This is a genomic window from Acinetobacter sp. Ac_3412, from assembly GCF_013072675.1.
GTDB lineage: Bacteria > Pseudomonadota > Gammaproteobacteria > Pseudomonadales > Moraxellaceae > Acinetobacter > Acinetobacter higginsii.
Window position 1 is genome coordinate 144867 of the sequence record NZ_LXUJ01000004.1, and the last position, 18004, is coordinate 162870.

At 42.4% G+C, this 18004-nt stretch carries 17 protein-coding genes and 1 pseudogene; 10 read left to right on the top strand and 8 right to left on the bottom strand.

The window, feature by feature from the left end; genetic code table 11:
• Window positions 1–9 precede the first annotated feature (9 nt).
• Complete coding sequence (gene murJ / locus A7P54_RS03260) at window positions 10–1560, bottom strand: murein biosynthesis integral membrane protein MurJ (RefSeq protein ID WP_171548635.1); 1551 nt, start codon at window positions 1558–1560, stop codon at window positions 10–12.
• Between the two features lie 82 nt (window positions 1561–1642).
• Window positions 1643–2215 carry a 1,6-anhydro-N-acetylmuramyl-L-alanine amidase AmpD gene (gene ampD, locus A7P54_RS03265; RefSeq protein WP_171548656.1) on the bottom strand — a complete coding sequence of 191 codons (573 nt, stop codon included), beginning with the start codon at window positions 2213–2215 and terminating at the stop codon, window positions 1643–1645.
• A gap of 413 nt (window positions 2216–2628) precedes the next feature.
• Here ampD and nadC point away from each other — a divergent pair, with 413 nt between their 5' ends.
• A complete protein-coding gene (gene nadC / locus A7P54_RS03270) occupies window positions 2629–3474 on the top strand; it encodes a carboxylating nicotinate-nucleotide diphosphorylase (protein WP_171548636.1) in 846 nt (281 codons plus the stop codon).
• Here nadC and A7P54_RS03275 read toward each other — a convergent pair.
• Window positions 3471–3656 carry a hypothetical protein gene (locus A7P54_RS03275; RefSeq protein ID WP_171548657.1) on the bottom strand — a complete coding sequence of 62 codons (186 nt, stop codon included), beginning with the start codon at window positions 3654–3656 and terminating at the stop codon, window positions 3471–3473. The two genes, nadC and A7P54_RS03275, sit on opposite strands and share 4 nt — an antisense overlap.
• 197 nt (window positions 3657–3853) lie before the next feature.
• On the opposite strand from A7P54_RS03275, the gene A7P54_RS03280 reads away from it, so the two are divergent.
• Window positions 3854–4093 (top strand): hypothetical protein, encoded by a 240-nt coding sequence (locus A7P54_RS03280; RefSeq protein ID WP_171548637.1) that lies wholly within the window; start codon window positions 3854–3856, stop codon window positions 4091–4093.
• Window positions 4094–4157: 64 nt separating this feature from the next.
• Here the strand turns inward: A7P54_RS03280 and A7P54_RS03285 are convergent.
• From A7P54_RS03285 to A7P54_RS03300, 4 genes and pseudogenes are all read right to left on the bottom strand, one after another.
• Window positions 4158–6338: pseudogene (locus tag A7P54_RS03285) on the bottom strand (phosphocholine-specific phospholipase C).
• 311 nt (window positions 6339–6649) lie between these two features.
• Window positions 6650–7366, bottom strand: a complete 717-nt coding sequence (gene rph / locus A7P54_RS03290; protein ID WP_004801766.1) for a ribonuclease PH — start codon at window positions 7364–7366, stop codon at window positions 6650–6652.
• A 108-nt stretch (window positions 7367–7474) separates the two neighbouring features.
• Window positions 7475–8617, bottom strand: coding sequence for an acyl-CoA desaturase (locus tag A7P54_RS03295; RefSeq protein ID WP_171548658.1), 1143 nt, complete (start codon window positions 8615–8617; stop codon window positions 7475–7477).
• Window positions 8618–8650: 33 nt separating this feature from the next.
• On the bottom strand, window positions 8651–9676 hold the full coding sequence (locus A7P54_RS03300) for an iron-sulfur cluster-binding domain-containing protein (protein WP_171548638.1): 1026 nt from the start codon (window positions 9674–9676) through the stop codon (window positions 8651–8653).
• A 312-nt stretch (window positions 9677–9988) separates the two neighbouring features.
• Between A7P54_RS03300 and A7P54_RS03305 the strand changes: the two genes are divergently transcribed.
• Window positions 9989–10639, top strand: a complete 651-nt coding sequence (locus A7P54_RS03305) for a TetR family transcriptional regulator (protein WP_171548639.1) — start codon at window positions 9989–9991, stop codon at window positions 10637–10639.
• 107 nt (window positions 10640–10746) lie between these two features.
• On the top strand, window positions 10747–11382 hold the full coding sequence (locus A7P54_RS03310) for a TetR/AcrR family transcriptional regulator (RefSeq protein WP_004801761.1): 636 nt from the start codon (window positions 10747–10749) through the stop codon (window positions 11380–11382).
• Between the two features lie 50 nt (window positions 11383–11432).
• Here A7P54_RS03310 and A7P54_RS03315 read toward each other — a convergent pair whose 3' ends face one another.
• The gene (locus A7P54_RS03315) at window positions 11433–12053 is read right to left on the bottom strand and encodes a thiol:disulfide interchange protein DsbA/DsbL (RefSeq protein WP_004801760.1); all 621 of its coding nucleotides are present in this window, start codon (window positions 12051–12053) and stop codon (window positions 11433–11435) included.
• Between the two features lie 421 nt (window positions 12054–12474).
• Here A7P54_RS03315 and ubiG point away from each other — a divergent pair, with 421 nt between their 5' ends.
• The 6 genes from ubiG (at window position 12475) to A7P54_RS03345 (ending at window position 18003) form a co-directional block, all read left to right on the top strand.
• Window positions 12475–13191: a bifunctional 2-polyprenyl-6-hydroxyphenol methylase/3-demethylubiquinol 3-O-methyltransferase UbiG gene (gene ubiG / locus A7P54_RS03320; RefSeq protein WP_004801759.1), complete on the top strand. Its 717-nt coding sequence runs from the start codon at window positions 12475–12477 to the stop codon at window positions 13189–13191.
• On the top strand, window positions 13188–13886 hold the full coding sequence (locus A7P54_RS03325; RefSeq protein WP_004801757.1) for an HAD-IA family hydrolase: 699 nt from the start codon (window positions 13188–13190) through the stop codon (window positions 13884–13886). Before ubiG ends, A7P54_RS03325 begins: the two co-directional genes overlap by 4 nt.
• A gap of 30 nt (window positions 13887–13916) precedes the next feature.
• Window positions 13917–14663, top strand: a complete 747-nt coding sequence (locus A7P54_RS03330) for a YciK family oxidoreductase (RefSeq protein ID WP_004656765.1) — start codon at window positions 13917–13919, stop codon at window positions 14661–14663.
• A 181-nt stretch (window positions 14664–14844) separates the two neighbouring features.
• On the top strand, window positions 14845–15228 hold the full coding sequence (locus A7P54_RS03335; RefSeq protein WP_004801755.1) for an RcnB family protein: 384 nt from the start codon (window positions 14845–14847) through the stop codon (window positions 15226–15228).
• Between the two features lie 112 nt (window positions 15229–15340).
• A complete protein-coding gene (gene argA, locus A7P54_RS03340; RefSeq protein WP_171548640.1) occupies window positions 15341–16693 on the top strand; it encodes an amino-acid N-acetyltransferase in 1353 nt (450 codons plus the stop codon).
• 317 nt (window positions 16694–17010) lie between these two features.
• A complete protein-coding gene (locus A7P54_RS03345) occupies window positions 17011–18003 on the top strand; it encodes a sulfonate ABC transporter substrate-binding protein (protein ID WP_005200938.1) in 993 nt (330 codons plus the stop codon).
• The last annotated feature ends 1 nt before the right edge of the window (window position 18004 follow it).

Below are 18004 nucleotides of genomic sequence, written 5' to 3' on the forward strand. Positions count from 1 at the left end.
CGGATTTTTCTAAGCTTTTAAATGTCTTGGTCGGAAACCAGTAACCAACAATGCTACAGCATAGGCAACGACACCAATGACACACAAGCCAATCACTTCAGCAATACGTAGCCATTGAGAAATATCGCCTTGGTACAAGGTTAAACCATACCAAAGTGCTGCAATCATGGTGATATTGGCAACCGCATATTGCAATGCCAGTTTTTTCCAATGTGCCCCAAAACGATAGATATTACGTTTATGCAAATAGAAATACAGCATACCCGCATTCACCAAAGCCGAGCCTGAAGATGCTAGTGCGAGCGCCATATGCTCAGCATGCCAATCGATTAACTTAAAGAAGCCAATAAAGACTACGTTTAGAATGGCATTGGCTGCCACTGCCATTAAGCCGACACGAACAGGGGTTTTAGTATCTTGTTGTGCATAGAAGCCTGGCGCAAATACTTTGATCAACATAAATGAGATGACCCCTGCACTCATACATTGCAGTGCTAAGGCAGTCATTCGTGTATCTTCCACGGTAAATTCACCACGCTGGAACAGTGCTTGAATAATCGGTGTGGACAACATAAATAACGCAATGCTTGCGGGAATACCGACCAGCATAATAATCTTGGCAGCCCAATCAATCATGCCTCTAAATTTGGCTTGATCTTGCTCTGCATGGCGTGCAGAAAGCGAAGGTAAAATTACCGTACCAATCGCGACACCAATTAAGCCCAGCGGTAACTCAGTCATACGTTCAGCACTATATAACCATGATACTGAACCATCTTGCATAAATGACGCCCAGATTGTATTGAGCAATAAGTTAATTTGCGTCACTGATACGCCAAACAAGGCAGGCAGCATCAGTTTTAAAATACGATCCACCCCTTCATGTTTGAAGTCGACTTTCGGTGGAATCAGTAAGTTCTTTTTCCATAGTTCAGGAATCTGAATCGCCAGCTGTAAAACACCGGCAGCAACCACAGCCCAACCCAAAGCCATAATTGGCTCCGCCATATACGGCGTCAGCCACCACGCCCCTGCAATCATCGCCACATTGAGTAATACAGGAGAAAATGCAGGTGAAGCAAATGAGCCATAGCTGTTTAAGATACTGCTGGCAAAAGCCGTCAATGACATAAACATCAAATATGGAATGGTCAAACGGAACATATCCACAGCGAGATCGAATTTCTCTGGGTCGTTATGGAAACCAGGCGCATACAAATAAATAATCGCAGGTGCCGCCACCATAGCGACAAAGGTCAATAACGACATGGCCGTAAGCAGACAGCCAAACACCCGACTAATGAGAATCTGGACTTCGGCATGGGCACGACTGGTCTTATATTCGGTCAGAACAGGAATGAAAGCCTGAGAAAAAGCCCCTTCCGCAAATAAGCGTCGGAAAAAGTTGGGAATACGAAAGGCAACAACGAAGGTATCGAAGTCCTTACCTGCACCAAATACATTGAGTAGCACCACATCACGCACCAAACCCAACACTCGAGATAACATCGTCATTGCACTGACAATTACAGTCGATCGCCACAATGCCATCGCATTCACCTACGGCTTATCTTTTAAAAAGCGTTATTGTAATGAAAGTCCGAATAGATTTCGTTATGAAATCTTAAATCTGGTCATATTTTTAGCGTGTTTTTTGTTTAGACAGCAAATTTCGAAATAATTGCCAATCAAAGTGTTCACCAGGATCGGTTTTCCGTTTTGGCGCAATGTCGGAATGGCCTGCAATATGATTTTGAATTTTTGGATATGCTTGGCGTAAACTATTCACAACTTCAACCAATGCTTGATATTGCTCAGCTTCGAAAGGTAGATCATCACTTCCTTCTAGCTCTATTCCAATCGAATAATCATTACATTCTTTCAATGCCAAATAGCTAGAACGGCCTGCATGCCACGAACGGTCATTAAAATTCACAAACTGAATCACTTCACCTGTACGCAAAATCAATAGATGCGCTGAAACCTCCATTCCCTCAATGGTTTGGAAGTAAGGATGTAATGACCAATCCAGCTGATTCTGAAAGAATTGTTGAATATAACCACCACCAAACTGTGAGGGTGGTAAACTAATATTATGAATAACAATTAGTTGAATATCGGTATCTGTAGGTCGGGCATTAAAATTTGGCGATGAAATTTGTGTTGCGCCAGCCAATATCCCATCTTGAACTTGAGTAAATCTAGATTGTTGCATGGTGACTCGAATCAGCAATTTAATATTTATCTTGCCCATTCTGACATGCTTTATCACGAATAATCGAGATGAAATACTTATTTTTTATGAGTAGAGTATTAGGGTCTATTGACAGTTCACAGATGCTTGCGACAGAGAATATTTTTAGACGATACAAGGCATGACTTGTGAAATTTAGTCATTCTAAATGAGCCAAGTCATAACGCAGGAGCGGCAAAAAATATTCCTGTCCCGAAGGGTTATGGATAAAACCTCCATAAACAGCGTTATGAAACTTGACAAGGGTGGCGCCATTGCCTACATTTCATGCCTTGTTTATGTCGTTTTAGCCAATAACGCAATGCATGGTTGAAATGTCAATAGACCCTATTATAACGCACACGTTTTTTAGTCAAACATACACTGGAACTGGTATGAGTATCCCTCAATCTTTGCTTGAACAATCTATTCAAATCAATATTCAACAAGCATTACAAGAAGATATTGGGGACGGCGATATTACCGCCATGCTCACACCTGAAGATGAACAAGCCACTGCAACCATTATTACACGTGAAAATATGGTGTTGGCGGGTCAGCCTTGGGTCAATGCCTTAATTCAAGCCTATGACAGCGCTGTTCAAATCACATGGCTCAAACAAGAAGGCGAACATGTTGCGGCAAATGAAGCATTCTTAAAACTTGCTGGTTCTGCACGTAGTTTACTCACCGTAGAACGCCCTGCTTTAAACTTTGTGCAAACCCTCTCAGCCGTGGCAACCAAAACAGCAAGCTATGTGCAACAACTGGAAGGTTTACATACCAAACTGCTTGATACCCGCAAGACCTTACCTGGCTTACGTATTGCACAAAAATACGCGGTTGCCGTCGGCGGTGGCCAAAATCATCGTTTAGGTTTATTTGATGCATTTTTGATTAAAGAAAATCACATCATGGCAACGGGTGGAATTGCTCAAGCAATCGCCAAAGCACATACCATTGCGCCTGGCAAACCTGTAGAGGTTGAAGTTGAGACCTGGGATGAACTCAATCAAGCACTTGAAGCAGGTGCTGATATTGTCATGTTAGATAACTTTAGCCAGCAACAAATGATTGATGCGGTCAAACATGTGGCTGGCCGTTGTAAATTAGAGGCTTCTGGTAATATTACCATTGAGAATCTACGCGAAGTGGCAAGCACTGGCGTGGACTACATTTCAATGGGCGTATTAACCAAAGACGTACGCGCAGTTGATTTATCCATGCGTTTTAACGCTTAAGCCTGATCAAGGTCTTTTTCTTGTTTCAAAGGCTTCTGTTCTAATAAAACCTCTGCTTTATTCAATTGTGTCGTTTCAACTTGCCACGCTGATTTGGCTTCGGTCGAATCAGTTGGACGGGGGTCAGCCGCCATTAATACAAATGTTACTGCAGTGAGTAATACCAAGAATACTTGTAGCATCATTATTTCCCCTTAAACTTGTTTCTTTCAATTTGACTCAATTTATCAAATTAAAATGAGTCAAATCAGCGGGCTGTGTTACAGGCATGTAAATGCTCAGTGAGCTATTTGTTGACGATGATGTGTTTGTGTCTACTTTCATTTCGATCTATGTAAGCTTAAAATGCTAAGCAGCTCAATTTATTAAAATAATAAGTATGGATACCGTATTCGAAGCCGTATTTCATGTGCTGTTTAAGCTGTTCCGTTTTCTAATCATTGACCTGATTTTTGAGATTATTTTTGAAGGTGTGATTCGTAGCATTGGTTATGGGGTTGTACGTTGCTATCGCCTTGGGCAGCGGGTAGATTTTGATAGTACCGAAGTATTTGTCGTCGGTTTGATCACGCTGCTCACATTGATATTTCTGTGTATCTACTGGTTTCTACTACGATAATCTTCAACCTATAAAAAGCAGCCTAAGATTGACTTAGACTGCTTTAGGCTCATATCAAATAACCTTAATTTCCTGAAAAGCCCATATACGGATCAGAGATTGAGTCCTCATTGGTTTCAATACGTCCAGCAAAGCGACGGCTATAGCTTGGATCATTTTCAATCGTGACGGTAAAATCGTACCATCCCCCAAACTCAGTCATGTCCCAGTTCAGTTCTTTTTCAGTCGCAGCCGTTTCAATTTGCCAGCTCTTATTTGGTAAGTAGGCATTGGCTTTGACCACCAGTTTTGCTGTTTGTGTAGCATCATTGCGGACTTTTAAGAAAATCTTTGGATCACACTCCTCCATACAGACACGAATTTCTGGAAGTGCTTGAATTTGTGCGGTTTGAGTTAGATTACCCGTAAAGCTGCGATGGAAACCATTTGGCCCCAATACCCATAGATCATATCGATTCTCTTTAGTCTGCCAAACATCATCCAGTTGCTTACCTGCTTCCACCATATAACGGCGTGGAACTGCTTCTAAATTCAATTTGTCATAGACATGAAACACGGCCGCATGTGTGCCCGTATTTGAGAACATCAATTTCACGGTTTTAGCCACAGCATCGACTTTGGCACTGCTATGCAAGACATAAGGCAGTGCACGCGATGGGCGAATCCCCATCTCCTGAACTGGATCGGTCTGGCTGAGCGGACGGCTGACCTGAGATAAACCTTCCTGTGCTTTGCGAATCGCATCCGCCTCTGCTTTGCTCTTCTTCCCAGATAGATCTGGCACAGGCAGTAAGTTTGGTGTTTTAAAATTAAATGCCGAGGTCAAGTCACCGCACACTGCTCGACGGTACGGACTGATATTCGGCTCTTTCACATCAAAACATTGTTCCAAGAATCGGATCACGGAAGAGTGATCAAACACTTGGGAATTGACCCAACCACCACGACTTCATGGTGAAATGATATACATCGGCACACGAATACCCGGTCCATAGACTCCGACTCCATTACTCACTTTTGGATCGGTGAAATTAGGCTGTCCATTCGAAGCCTTAGCATGCGTCGCATATTCATAAGATATCTGTTCTTTGCTGAGCGTCGATTTGCCATATACCGTGCCTGATGCATCCATTGAAGGGGCGCTTGGTGAAGGTACATGGTCAAAGAAACCATCATTTTCGTCAAAATTGATCAAGAAAACGGTTTGGCTCCACAGCTCAGGACGCTCGGTGAGTGCATTCAGCACTTCTTGGATATACCATGCCCCCTGCACTGGGCTTGATGGCCCTGGATGTTCACTATAAGTTGCAGGTGCCACCAACCAACTTACTTGCGGTAATTGCCCTTTAGCAATGTCTTCTTTAAATGTCCCTAAGAAACCACCATCTGGCATGGTATTGGCAATGCCTTTGTACAAGGGTTGGTTGGCATCAATTGCTGGATCATAGGCAGGGCAAATGGTGCTGTTATTGACAGGTTTGCCAGATAGCTCATTGGCACGGCGATACTGTTTAAATCCTGCTAATGGATTATCGGTAAAGTTATCTGGCATGTTTTGATACACCTTCCAGCTTACACCTGCTTGCTGTAAACGCTCAGGATAAGTGGTCCAGTCATAACCCGTGCTCGATGGGCCAATCGCATCTAGATCATTGACTACACTAGCAACATTGGCACCTGTTGGACCATTGGTTCCTGTCCAGATAAACATACGGTTAGAGTTAGTACCCGTATGCATAGCGCAGTGGTAAGCATCACACAGGGTAAAGGCATTGGCTAAGGCAAACTGAAATTCGACTTCTTGTTGTTTGTAATAGCCCATCGATTGGGGTTGCTTGTATTGTACCCAACTGCCCATACGACCATGATCCCAAGCATATTGTCCATCGGTCCATGAGTGCGGTGTACCGCTGACACGCTGTGCATTGCCGCGGCTGCTATCTAAGTGATATGGATAGACCTTATTCTTGTTGGCATCATACTGTTCCCAGACTTTACGACCTTGGCTTAAAGGAATAGTAAAACGGTCACCAAAACCACGTACACCTTTCAACGTCCCAAAATAATTATCAAAAGAACGATTTTCTTGGGTCAAAATCACCACATGTTTAACGTCTTTAATGGTGCCTGTTTCTACCTTGGCATCAATCGCAAGTGCCTTTTGAATACTCATTGGGAAACTGGTGAGTGCTGCAGTACCAAACAAGGCTTTGGTTGAATTTAATAAAAAATCACGACGATTCATTGATTTATTTCCTTATTGTTCTTGTTTATGGCGCGCAGTGAATTTTGCATGTGGATGTTGGCGGCTTTGGACTTGGCGTAGGATTATTATTATCACCATCACTGTCGTTACAGGCACTGAGTAACAAGCAACTGCTACTAAGCAACGCTAAAAAGAAATTTCGCATTTGACTATCCGTTAAATATCAGTGCAGATAGTCAATACAATCTAAATGACAATTCGATGATGATTTGATCGCAATTCGATGACAAAAAATGGATAAAAAAAAGGCGGTCTAAAAAAACCAGACCGCCCGCACTATCAACTGGAACTTACCAACCGAGTGCCTGCTGTTGCTTCTGAATCAATTCCGCGATTCCTTTTTCTGCAAGCTCTAACATGGCATTGCACTGCTGGCGCGTAAACGGTTTGTCTTCTGCCGTTCCTTGAATTTCAATAAATTCGCCAGCCTGTGTCATCACCACGTTTAAATCGGTTTGGCAATTTGAATCTTCTTCGTAGCATAAATCGAGTAAAACTTCGTCTTGATACATCCCGACAGAAATTGCTGCGACTAAGCTTTTTAATGGATCCTGTTTAATTTTCTTGTTGCTAAGCAATACGTTCATCGCATCAACCAAAGCCACTGCTGCGCCTGTAATTGCCGCTGTACGTGTTCCACCATCCGCTTGAATCACATCACAGTCAATCGTAATGGTGTTCTCGCCTAATTTCTTCAAATCCACCATGGCACGTAAACTACGACCAATTAAACGTTGGATTTCTTGCGTACGGCCCGTTTGCTTACCGCGTGCCGCTTCACGATCACTGCGAGTATGCGTTGAGCGCGGTAACATGCCATATTCAGCCGTCACCCAACCTTGTCCCTGACCTTTCAGGAAACGAGGTACCGAGTTCTCAATACTTGCGGTACACAACACTTTAGTATGACCAAACTCAACCAAAACTGAGCCTTCTGCGTAACGAGTAAAGTTACGGGTAATTTTGACCTCACGTAATTGGTCTAATGTTCTTTGGTCAATACGCATAACGATTCCTTAAAACTATGGCACAAATATCATTGCGCCATAGTATATCTCAATTACACGTGCTTCCAGTTTTACTTATTCGTTACAATTCACAGAATTAGTCATCGCTTAAGCAAACTTAAACTTCGATTTGAAATTCGTCCAAGTTTGAGCCACTTGTGCAGCCATATCATTTGGCAAAGAACATCTTGCTAAACGAACCCAAACCGTCCAGAACTGCTTCATAAAGTTAGCTTCGTTGTAGTTCACGCCATATTCAGCACATAAAGCTCTGATTTGTGGTGCAACTTGCTCATAACGATTGGCAGGCATATCTGGGAACAAATGATGCTCAATTTGATGGCTCAAATTACCACTCATAAAGTGCATCCATTTACCGCCGGTAAAGTTACTCGAACCACGAATCTGGCGCAGATACCACTGCGCCTTGGTTTCGTTCTCGGTATTATCCGCTTCAAAGGTTTCAGCATCTTCCGTAAAGTGACCATTAAAAATCACCGCAGATGACCATAAGTTGCGCATGATATTGGCTACGGCATTGCCTGCTAATACCGGAATAAAGTTGATGGTGGCAATTGCGGGAAAGAACACATAGTCTTTCAACACTTGGCGTTTGGCTTTTTTACGGAACTCGGCCGCATCCGCCCAGACCTGTTTCCAAGTTTTGGTTTTATACACCAGTGCATCTTCTAAATGCAGATTTTGCACACCGACATACCATTGGAAAAAGAACATCAACTGTAAAGCCAACGGAATATTGGCCAAATGACGCACTTCCCATTTTTGATCTTCTGTTACTCGTAAAATGCCATAACCGACATCATGGTCTTTACCGACAATATTGGTATAAGTGTGATGCATATAATTATGGGTATAGCGCCAGTCATTGCCTGAACAAGTATTGTCCCAATCGTAGTCTTCGCCACGCAAGCTTGGGTCATTCAACCAGTCAAACTGACCATGCATCACATTATGTCCAAGCTCCATGTTCTCTACGATTTTAGACACACCCAGCATGGCTGTCCCCAGCAACCATACGGGTGGGATCCAGCCACCGAACATCAACATGCCACGCGATGCGATTTCGGTATAACGTACGAAATTACGCACTTTGTAGATATATTTTGAATCCTGCTCACCGAGATTTTGCATCACATCTAGACGTATTTGCTCGACACGGCGACCAAACTCTTCAACTTGTTCAGGGGTTAAATGCGCTGACTTTGATACGGTTTTAAATTCTAATGCCATATTCATTGTACTAATCCTCAAATATCTTTGTTTTTATAGGTCAATCGTGACTGGGCTTAAGGCCTGGCTCACACATAACTTGATTGGACGATTCGGTTGATCATCAATTTCGCCTGTGATCACGTTCTGCGTCACACCACTGACTTTGGTACAGCTACAGCGGTTACAGACACCCATACGGCAACCATGTTGTGGACGTAAACCTGCTTGTTCTGCACTACTTAATAGATTGGTCGTTGCAATAAAATTCTGTTGCGCACGACGGAAACTAATGGGTTGAGCTGCACTTGAATGCTCAATCTGGATCGGTTGGAAAAACTCTTGATGAAAATTTCCAGCTGCATCCTGTTGTGTATAAATGTCTTGTGCTTGGCGCATCATGCTGTGGTGACCACAGGCATAAGCTTGCATCTCTTTAAAATTTGGGACTAATTTCTCTAACAATGCTGCATCTAAATGCTGTTTTTGCTCTGCGGTATTAAAGAAATGATAGTGCAACTGTGGATATTGCTCTGCCAAGGCCAAGATGTCCTGATGCAATACTTCGGCACGGTTAAAATAAACCACATGAATCTGTTCAAGCTGCTGTTGTAGTGCTTGTTGCAATAAAGAATAAATCGCGGTAATCCCTGAACCTGAAGCAATCAGTAATGCAGGTTGCTGACCTTGATGTAAGACGAAGTCACCTTGTGCCTGTGAGATCTCGAAACGATCGCCTACACACAATTGTTGTGCTACTTTCGATACCACACCTTGAACTTTAATTCCAAGACGAATTTCGCCCTGTGGCGTGACATCAATAATTGAGTAACTACGTTGTTGATATACCCCATTGATCATCAAGGTAATCAAAACACTATGACCTGCTTGGAATTGGCTAAAATCAAAATTATGATTTGGCTTTATGGTCAATAACACCATATCCGAGCTGAGTGGCTGTACGGCGGTCACTTCTGCAAGAATGCGTTTCCAAGCAAAGGTTGGCTTTATTTTTTGCAAAATAAAATCAACAAAATCTTCTCGAATCCAATGTGGCTGATAACTTAACTCTGCGTTCATACGTTCCTCGTTTTGTATCTGGCTATTTATTTTGAGTGAACAAATGTTCGTGTAGTGAACATGTGTACACTATATTTATTTGTGTTCACTGAGTCAACACTTGTTCACTAATTTTTTGAATATTTTTTATACTTTTTAATAAGCCATTTAAAACAAGGAAAAAATAAAAAAATTACGCAGGCTTTAAGCTCATATCTAGCAAGCATTGATCAGTGAAAGATCAAAAACATTGGCATTTAGCAATGGACAAGGACTAAAAAGTTTCTGTTTTTTTTGCTAGACTCTGCTGTACGGTTTCAACGAGTCTTATTCATGTCGATTAGAGATGAACGAAAACAACAGAGTCGGCAGGCTCTACTAGATGCAGCACTTCATCTCAGCACTGCTGGGCGCTCATTTAGTAGTATTAGTTTGCGTGAAGTTGCTCGCGAGGTTGGTTTAGTCCCAACAGCGTTCTATCGTCATTTCCAAGATATGGACACACTGGGCCAAGAACTGGTTGATCAAGTCTCTTTACATCTAAAAAGCTTGATCCATCAATTAGGGCAAACCTATTTGAAACACAGCGGCAGTGCCAAAACCCGTACCAGTATTGAACTTTTTGTACAGGCCGTGAATCATAGCCCTCAACAATGGCAGTTTATGATTGCAGAACGTTGGGGTGGCTCAGAAACAGTCCGCATTGCGATCGCACGTGAAATTGAGTTTCTGATTGAAGACCTCGCCATAGATCTATGCAAACTCGAAACCTTCAAACACATTAAAGAAGCCAAAGACTTGCAAGTCTTATCTACGATTTTGATTAATATGTCGTTTACATGGGCAATGACGTGGATCAATTTACCCAAACAATTCACGATTGATCATCTACTCGAACAACAAAACTTATTTATCGACAATGCAGCGACTCAAGTCCGTTTACTCTTCAGTGGCATTTCTAACTGGGAACCCCAAAACGCTTGACCTGATCCAAACCAAAGTTTGATATATAAAAGCATTGCTTCGCGTTATGATGCATTAGACACTAATGCAAACGCAGTCCAGAACACTATGAGGAGCTTATAAGCATCATGAATCCTGATCGTCATACTCAGTTCTTAATTCGTAAAGAAAAAATTTTGCAGGTTGCGGAAAAGCTATTATTAGAAAACAACCAAGAAATGACCCTAGATGAACTGGTTGCGGAACTGGATATTGCCAAAGGTACGCTATACAAACATTTCCGTAGCAAGAATGAACTGTTGCTGGAACTGATTATTCAAAATGAAAAAGAAATTTTAAAAATTTCAGATAAATACAATACTGATGTCAAAGAATATGCGCCGCGTTATATGCTTTATCACCTAACTTCGCCTAGCCGTACCATTCTGCTGCATCAGCTAGAAGAACATTTGACCATGACCGAATCGAAGTTAAAACATTTGTTTGATGAGCTGTATGCGATTCGTCAGCAGCGTATTGTTTCATTGAAAGATATGACTGAAAAATATTTAAAATCACAGAATTATGATATGTCGATTCGTGATTACCTATCTTATATCTGGTCTTTGACCTACGGTGCAGCATTATTATTAAACTCAAGCTATTACCAGCGCTCGATTGGTTCGCGTGAGAAGTTGATTAATCTTTATGTCAATCAGGCTTTGTCTCTACCGACACAGAAAGTCCAGATTGATTTAAAAGATTTACAGATTGACCAAAACTAAATGAAAAAGGACTGTCACTACAGTCCTTTTTTATTACAGATCGACGTAAATTATTTTGCTTTCCGTTCTTTTTCTAGCAAATAATCAACCACTTGAGTTACTTTACCGTCTTCACCTTGAACCACATATTTACCATTCACGACCACAGCAGGAACACCCGTCAACTGGTACTGCTGTGCCAATTTATTCGACTCAGCAATTTTTGCCGTAATTGGGAATGAATTAAACATGCTGTTAAATTTCTGCTCAGGTACACCATAACGCGCAAAGAATTTTGCTTGAGAGGCTTGGTCAAAGATTTGCTGACCGCCATCATGAATCGCATGGAACAATGGAATATGAGTTTTCTTGCGTACACCCAGTGCTTCTGAAACGTAATAACCACGTGCACCTTGTTCCCAGACTTTATTCATCGCCGCAGGGGTACGTAAGAAATAAACGTCTTTTGGAATTTGCTTTAACCAGGTTTGCATATGTGGTTCAAGCTTAAAGCAGTGCGGGCAGCCATACCAGAAGAACTCACGTACTTCGAGTTGTCCAGCAGGTGCTGAAGTTTTGCCTGGGTTGGCAATCACGGTATAGTCTTTACCGGCTACAAAATCTGCTGCCATCGCATTCATTGAGAATGCCAACGCAACTGCACTTAAACCACCTAATACTAACTTTTTCATTGGCTTTGCTTTTCCTCTAAGCATTTTTCGTAAGTTTATATGCTAAATATAAAACAAACACGAGCAATTCGTTTTGCTTCTGTGAAGTTTTTTATTGGATTTATCGCTTTTTTTGCCAGAATCGCTACACTAGGCTAAATTCAGACTCAAAACATTCTCTGAAACTAGATACTCGACAACGTCATCTGCAACCTGCGGGCTATCTACAATATATTGTTTTTGCAATAGATTGGATAAATGCAAGAAATGAACAGGTTTTGCAGATGACAATGGTTTTGCCTACTTGTCCCGAAAGAAAAGTAGGTCGAACCGAAGGTCTATCCTGAAGAGAGATGAGAACTCAGCAAGACACTGCTGAGTTTAATATTCTAAGGATTCGATCAACAAAACATCTCCATAAAATATTGATAGAGGTACTTCCATGTCGCAATTGAATGTTGACCCACAAGAAATCGCAAAATTTGAAGCATTGGCTGCCAAATGGTGGGATCAACATTCTGAATTCCGCCCGCTGCATCAAATCAATCCTTTACGTTTAAACTGGGTGGATGAGCGTGTCGGTGGCTTGGCTGGCAAAAAAGTACTGGATGTCGGCTGTGGTGGTGGCATCTTGGCTGAAAGCATGGCACGTCGTGGAGCCGATGTCCTTGGTATTGATATGGGCGAAGCCCCTCTCGCTGTGGGTCGTTTGCACGCACAACAAGACAATGTACAAAACATTGAATATCGCCAAATCCCCGTTGAGCAATTGGCACTCGAGCAAGCAGGTCAATACGATGTAGTGACCTGTATGGAAATGATGGAACACGTGCCTGATCCTGCTTCAATCGTGAAAGCCTGCCAAACCTTGGTGAAACCAGGCGGTCATGTGTTCTTCTCGACCATTAACCGTAATCCTAAATCGTATTTATTTGCGATTATTGGCGCGGAATATGTGCTGCGTTTATTGCCTAAAGGCACGCATGATTATCATAAATTCATCCGTCCTTCAGAAATGGCGCATGATATTCGCAATGCAGGTTTAACGCTGAAAGAAATGACAGGCTTGCACTACAACCCAATTACCAAACACTATTGGTTAGCACCAAATGTTGACGTGAATTACATGGTGCATACCACCAATACAGGTGCTGAATGAAAGCGGTTTTATTTGATCTAGATGGCACATTAATTGACACTGCCGCAGACTTCATTCGTATCATTCAACAAATGTGTCGCGATGAACAACGACCTGTAGTCGATGCGGATACCATTCGTACTCAAGTGTCGGAAGGTGCTCGTGCCATGGTGAAGCTGGTTTATCCTGAATTAGAGGTCACAGACCCTGTATTTCTAGCGCATCGCCAACGCTTTTTAGATGTATATGGTGATAATATTGTGGTCGATACCGACCTGTTTGTCGGCATGTACCCATTACTTGAAGAACTGGAAGCACATCAAATTCCGTGGGGCATTGTCACCAACAAACCTCGTGGTCTAAGCGAGTCTCTATTGGCAAAACTGGATCTGACTGAACGTTGTGCTGTCTTGGTTTGCCCAGAAGATGTCAGCAAAACCAAGCCTGATCCAGAACCGATGTATTTGGCTGCAAAGCAACTCGAGCTTGATGCGAAAGAGATTATCTATGTCGGTGATCATCCACGCGATATTGACGCAGGTCGTCATGCCGATATGTATACCATTTTGGCTGCTTACGGTTATTTGCCGGTCGAATCACGCGATGATCTTGCAGCTTGGCAAGCCGATGCCATTATTCAAACCATTCCTGAACTGCATCAGCTGATCAAACAGAAAATCACTGTTTTGTCAGAAAATCAGGGTATGATGAATTAAATTTTTAAGATAAGAATAGGAGGCATAACAATGAAATACTCAGAATATCAACCTCGTCCAGATTTATTGAAAGATCGTATTATCCTGATCACAGGCGCTGGTGATGGGATTGGTCGTGCTGCTGCGATGAGTTATGCCCTGCATGGTGCAACCGTTGTATTACATGGCCGCACCTTAAATAAACTTGAAGTTATTTATGATGAAATTGAAGGCTTAGGCGCACCACAACCTGCAATTTTGCCGCTACAACTGTCGACTGCATCAACACATGATTACGAGCTGCTCGTCAGTACGCTAGAGCAACAGTTTGGTCGTTTGGATGGGATCTTGCATAACGCAGGCATGTTGGGTGATCGGGTTGAACTGGCTCATTATCCTGTCGATGTTTGGGATGATGTACTCGCAGTAAATTTACGTGCACCGTTTGCCCTCACTCAAGCCTTGTTGCCTTTACTAGAGAAATCTGAACATGCCTCAGTGGTGTTTACCAGTTCGAGTGTCGGCCGTGAAGCACGTGCGCTTTGGGGTGCTTATTCAGTGTCTAAAGTTGCAACTGAGGCCATGAGCAAAATCTTTGCCGCAGAAAATACCTACCCAAACATTCGTTTTAACTGCATCAATCCAGGTGGTACCCGTACAGCCATGCGTGCCAAAGCCTATCCAGAGGAAGATCCAAAAGTCTTGCCAACACCTGACAGCATTATGCCCGCCTATCTGTATCTCATGGGCGATGACAGTTTAGATATGAATGGCCAAAGTATTGACGCTCAAGCTTAATTTCATCCTGACAATAATTCTAAATAACATTGGACACTGGCGTTAAAACTGCTTTTTTCAGAGAAATGTATGAAAAATCTTCATTGTTTTAAAGGAATAATGAATCGATCTTCACAGTTTCTCTGCATTTTTAACGTACAGTAGTTCACATGAGAGACATCCGAAGTCCATAAGGTGCATCATGAAAAAATTTTTCATTATCTTGGTTTTAGGTTCGACAACCCTGTTCAGTAGTCTGGGGACTTTTGCAGGTCCACATGATCGCGATGATGATTCGCGTGGTGGCGGCTGGCAAAATGGTCGTGGCTTTGATCGTCCAGATGGTGAAAATCGTCAACGCGAACGTCGTATGCGTGAAGAACGTGGTGTAGAGCGCCTAAAACAACATCGTTGGCAGGAAGGCTACGTCATGCCACAACATTATCGTGGTAACGGCTATAAAGTCGACTATAAGGACAGCAATCTGCCTCGCCCAGGTCGTAACGAACAGTGGTATAAAATCAACAATGACTACATTTTAGTCAACTCAGATGACAACAGTATTATCCGAATCATGGGCTTCTAAGCCCTTTTTCATGGTTCGTCAGAATTAAAGTTGAATAGATGCTTTAGGAATAGATTTATCTTTTGATTTTTTTCGTTAGAATCAGAGCAAGTGCTGCATATCTGAGATCAACATGGCGAAGCAAATGACTGAAAATTCACATAGTAAAACAAAAGATTATGTGCATTGGTTTCGCCACTCCGCACCTTATATCAATGCCCACCGTGATAAAACTTTCGTTTTAATGTTCTCTGGTGAAGCAGTCCAACACGAAAATTTCCAACATATTATCCACGATATTGCCCTATTACATTCTTTAGGGATTCGTTTAATTTTGGTCTACGGCGCACGTCCGCAAATTAATCAAAATCTACTCGAACGCAATATCGAAACGCCCTTCCATCAAAGCCGTCGCATTACCACACGCGAATCCTTACGTGGTGTCATGAATGCGGTGGGTTCTATTCGTCTCGAAATTGAAGCCCTTCTCTCCATGGGTTTGGCAAATTCACCAATGTATGGTGCTCGCATTGATGTCGTTTCTGGCAATTTTGTCACCGCCAAACCGTATGGGATTCGCGATGGCATCGACTTCCAACTGACAGGTGAAGTGCGTTCGATTGATACCGATGCCATTCAACGTCATTTAGACAATCACAATATTGTTTTGCTTGGACCAACAGGTTATTCAACCACAGGTGAAGTATTTAATTTACTGGCTGAAGACGTGGCCACCAAAACAGCAACAGCCTTAAAAGCAGATAAACTGATCTTCTTGGGCGAAAAACAAGGCTTGATGAATGAACAGCAACAGCTATTACGTGAATTAAGTCCACGCCAGCTTGAACCCTATATTCAACAAAACCAACAACAATACCCAGAATTTGCCTTACACCTCAAACAAGCGCAGCAAGCCTCTTTATCTGGCGTACATCGCGTACATTTGATTTCATATGCTTATGACGGCGCACTGATTGAAGAACTATTTACTCGCGATGGTATTGGTACCTTGATCACCGATGCGCACTATGAAGAAGTGCGTATTGCCAATATTCACGATGTCGGTGGCTTGATTAATCTGCTGCGTCCATTGGAACAGGAAGGCATTCTGGTGTATCGCTCTCGCGAACGTCTTGAAAGTGAAATTGAACATTTTGCAGTGATTGAACGCGACGGTATGATTTTGGCTTGTGCAGCACTGTACCCAATTCCCGCGGGAGCAGATGAAATTCGTTCTGCTGAAATTGCTTGCGTCGCAGTGGATTCAAGCTATCGAAAATCCAATCGTGGTAGCCAAATTTTGCAATTCTTGGAAAGCAGAGCCAAACAGCAAGGGATTCAGCGACTGTTTGTTCTGACCACTAGAACAGCTCACTGGTTCCTAGAGCAAGGCTTTAGTCCTGCTAGCGTAGATGATTTACCCAATGCGCGCCAAGTACTGTATAACTATCAACGTAATTCTCTCGTCTTTAAAAAAGCATTGTAGTCATCGCAACGCGTACGGAAGGAGATATTTTTATTTTTGATAAAGATATCTCCGCTTCATCATTATCTCTGCTTAAGTGAGTATGAAGAATAAATTCATCAACCGATAAAATAAAAATAATACAATTAAAACAATACCTTATTTAAATTAAAGCATTCAACACTTATTCAATCCATAGATAAGATTATGCAATTTTCTATTTTGCACTTTTCAGCATAAGCAAAGCCCGATTACTTATTTTTTATGCAATAAAAAAAGTTTTAGTTTAGTTGCTCATCTTATTTAAATCTTTTGATTTGTCGGGGAGCACAATCAACATGACCATTTCAATCAATCGTTCATGGGCAACATATAGCATCATCGCAGCAAGTCTTGCCAGCCTGATGAGTGTTGCAGGTTGTGCAAAAAAACCAGAGCAGCAAGAGACAACAAAACAAGAAACCACAACATTAAATATCGGCTTTCAAAAGTATGGCATCCTGCCGATTCTCAAAGCAAAAGGTGAATTAGAAAAAAATCTTGCTGCTCAAGGTGTCAATGTTAAATGGGTTGAATTCCCTGCAGGCCCACAACTGTTAGAAGGTTTAAATGTCGGCAGTGTGGTCTTTGGTGAGGCAGGCGAAGCACCACCAATCTTTGCTCAAGCAGCCAATCCAAACTTGGTGTATGTCGCCAACCAACCACCGGCACCAACAGCAGAAGCGTTAATTGTACAAAAAGATTCGCCAATTCAATCGATCCAAGATCTGAAAGGTAAACGCGTTGCGCTGAATAAAGGCTCAAATGTTCATTACCTCTTACTCAAACTATTAGAAGCGAACAATCTCAGCTTAAACGATATTCAACCAGTTTACCTGCCACCATCAGATGCACGTGCAGCATTTGAAAAAGGTGCAGTAGATGCTTGGGTGATTTGGGATCCTTTCTTCGCCGCAGCTGAACACCAAATACATGCCCGTGTGATCGCCACAGGTGAACACTTGGTCAGTAATCATCAATTCTATTTGGCTGACCGCCAATTTGCTGAAAGCCACCCTCAGGTTTTAACGACCTTAGTCACCACACTCAATCAAACCACGGATTGGGTCAAAGCACATCCAGATGATGCAGCCAAATTACTGGAAAAACCAACAGGGCTCGAGTTTGATGTTTTAAAAAGCTCAATTTCGCGCATGGGTTTCGGGGTTCAACCGATCTCTGCCAAAGTCGCAACAGAGCAGCAATATGTCGCTGATGCCTTCTTTGCGCAGAAACTGATTCCGAAGCAGCTTGTGATCCAAGATGCCGTATTAAAGAACGACGTTAAATAAT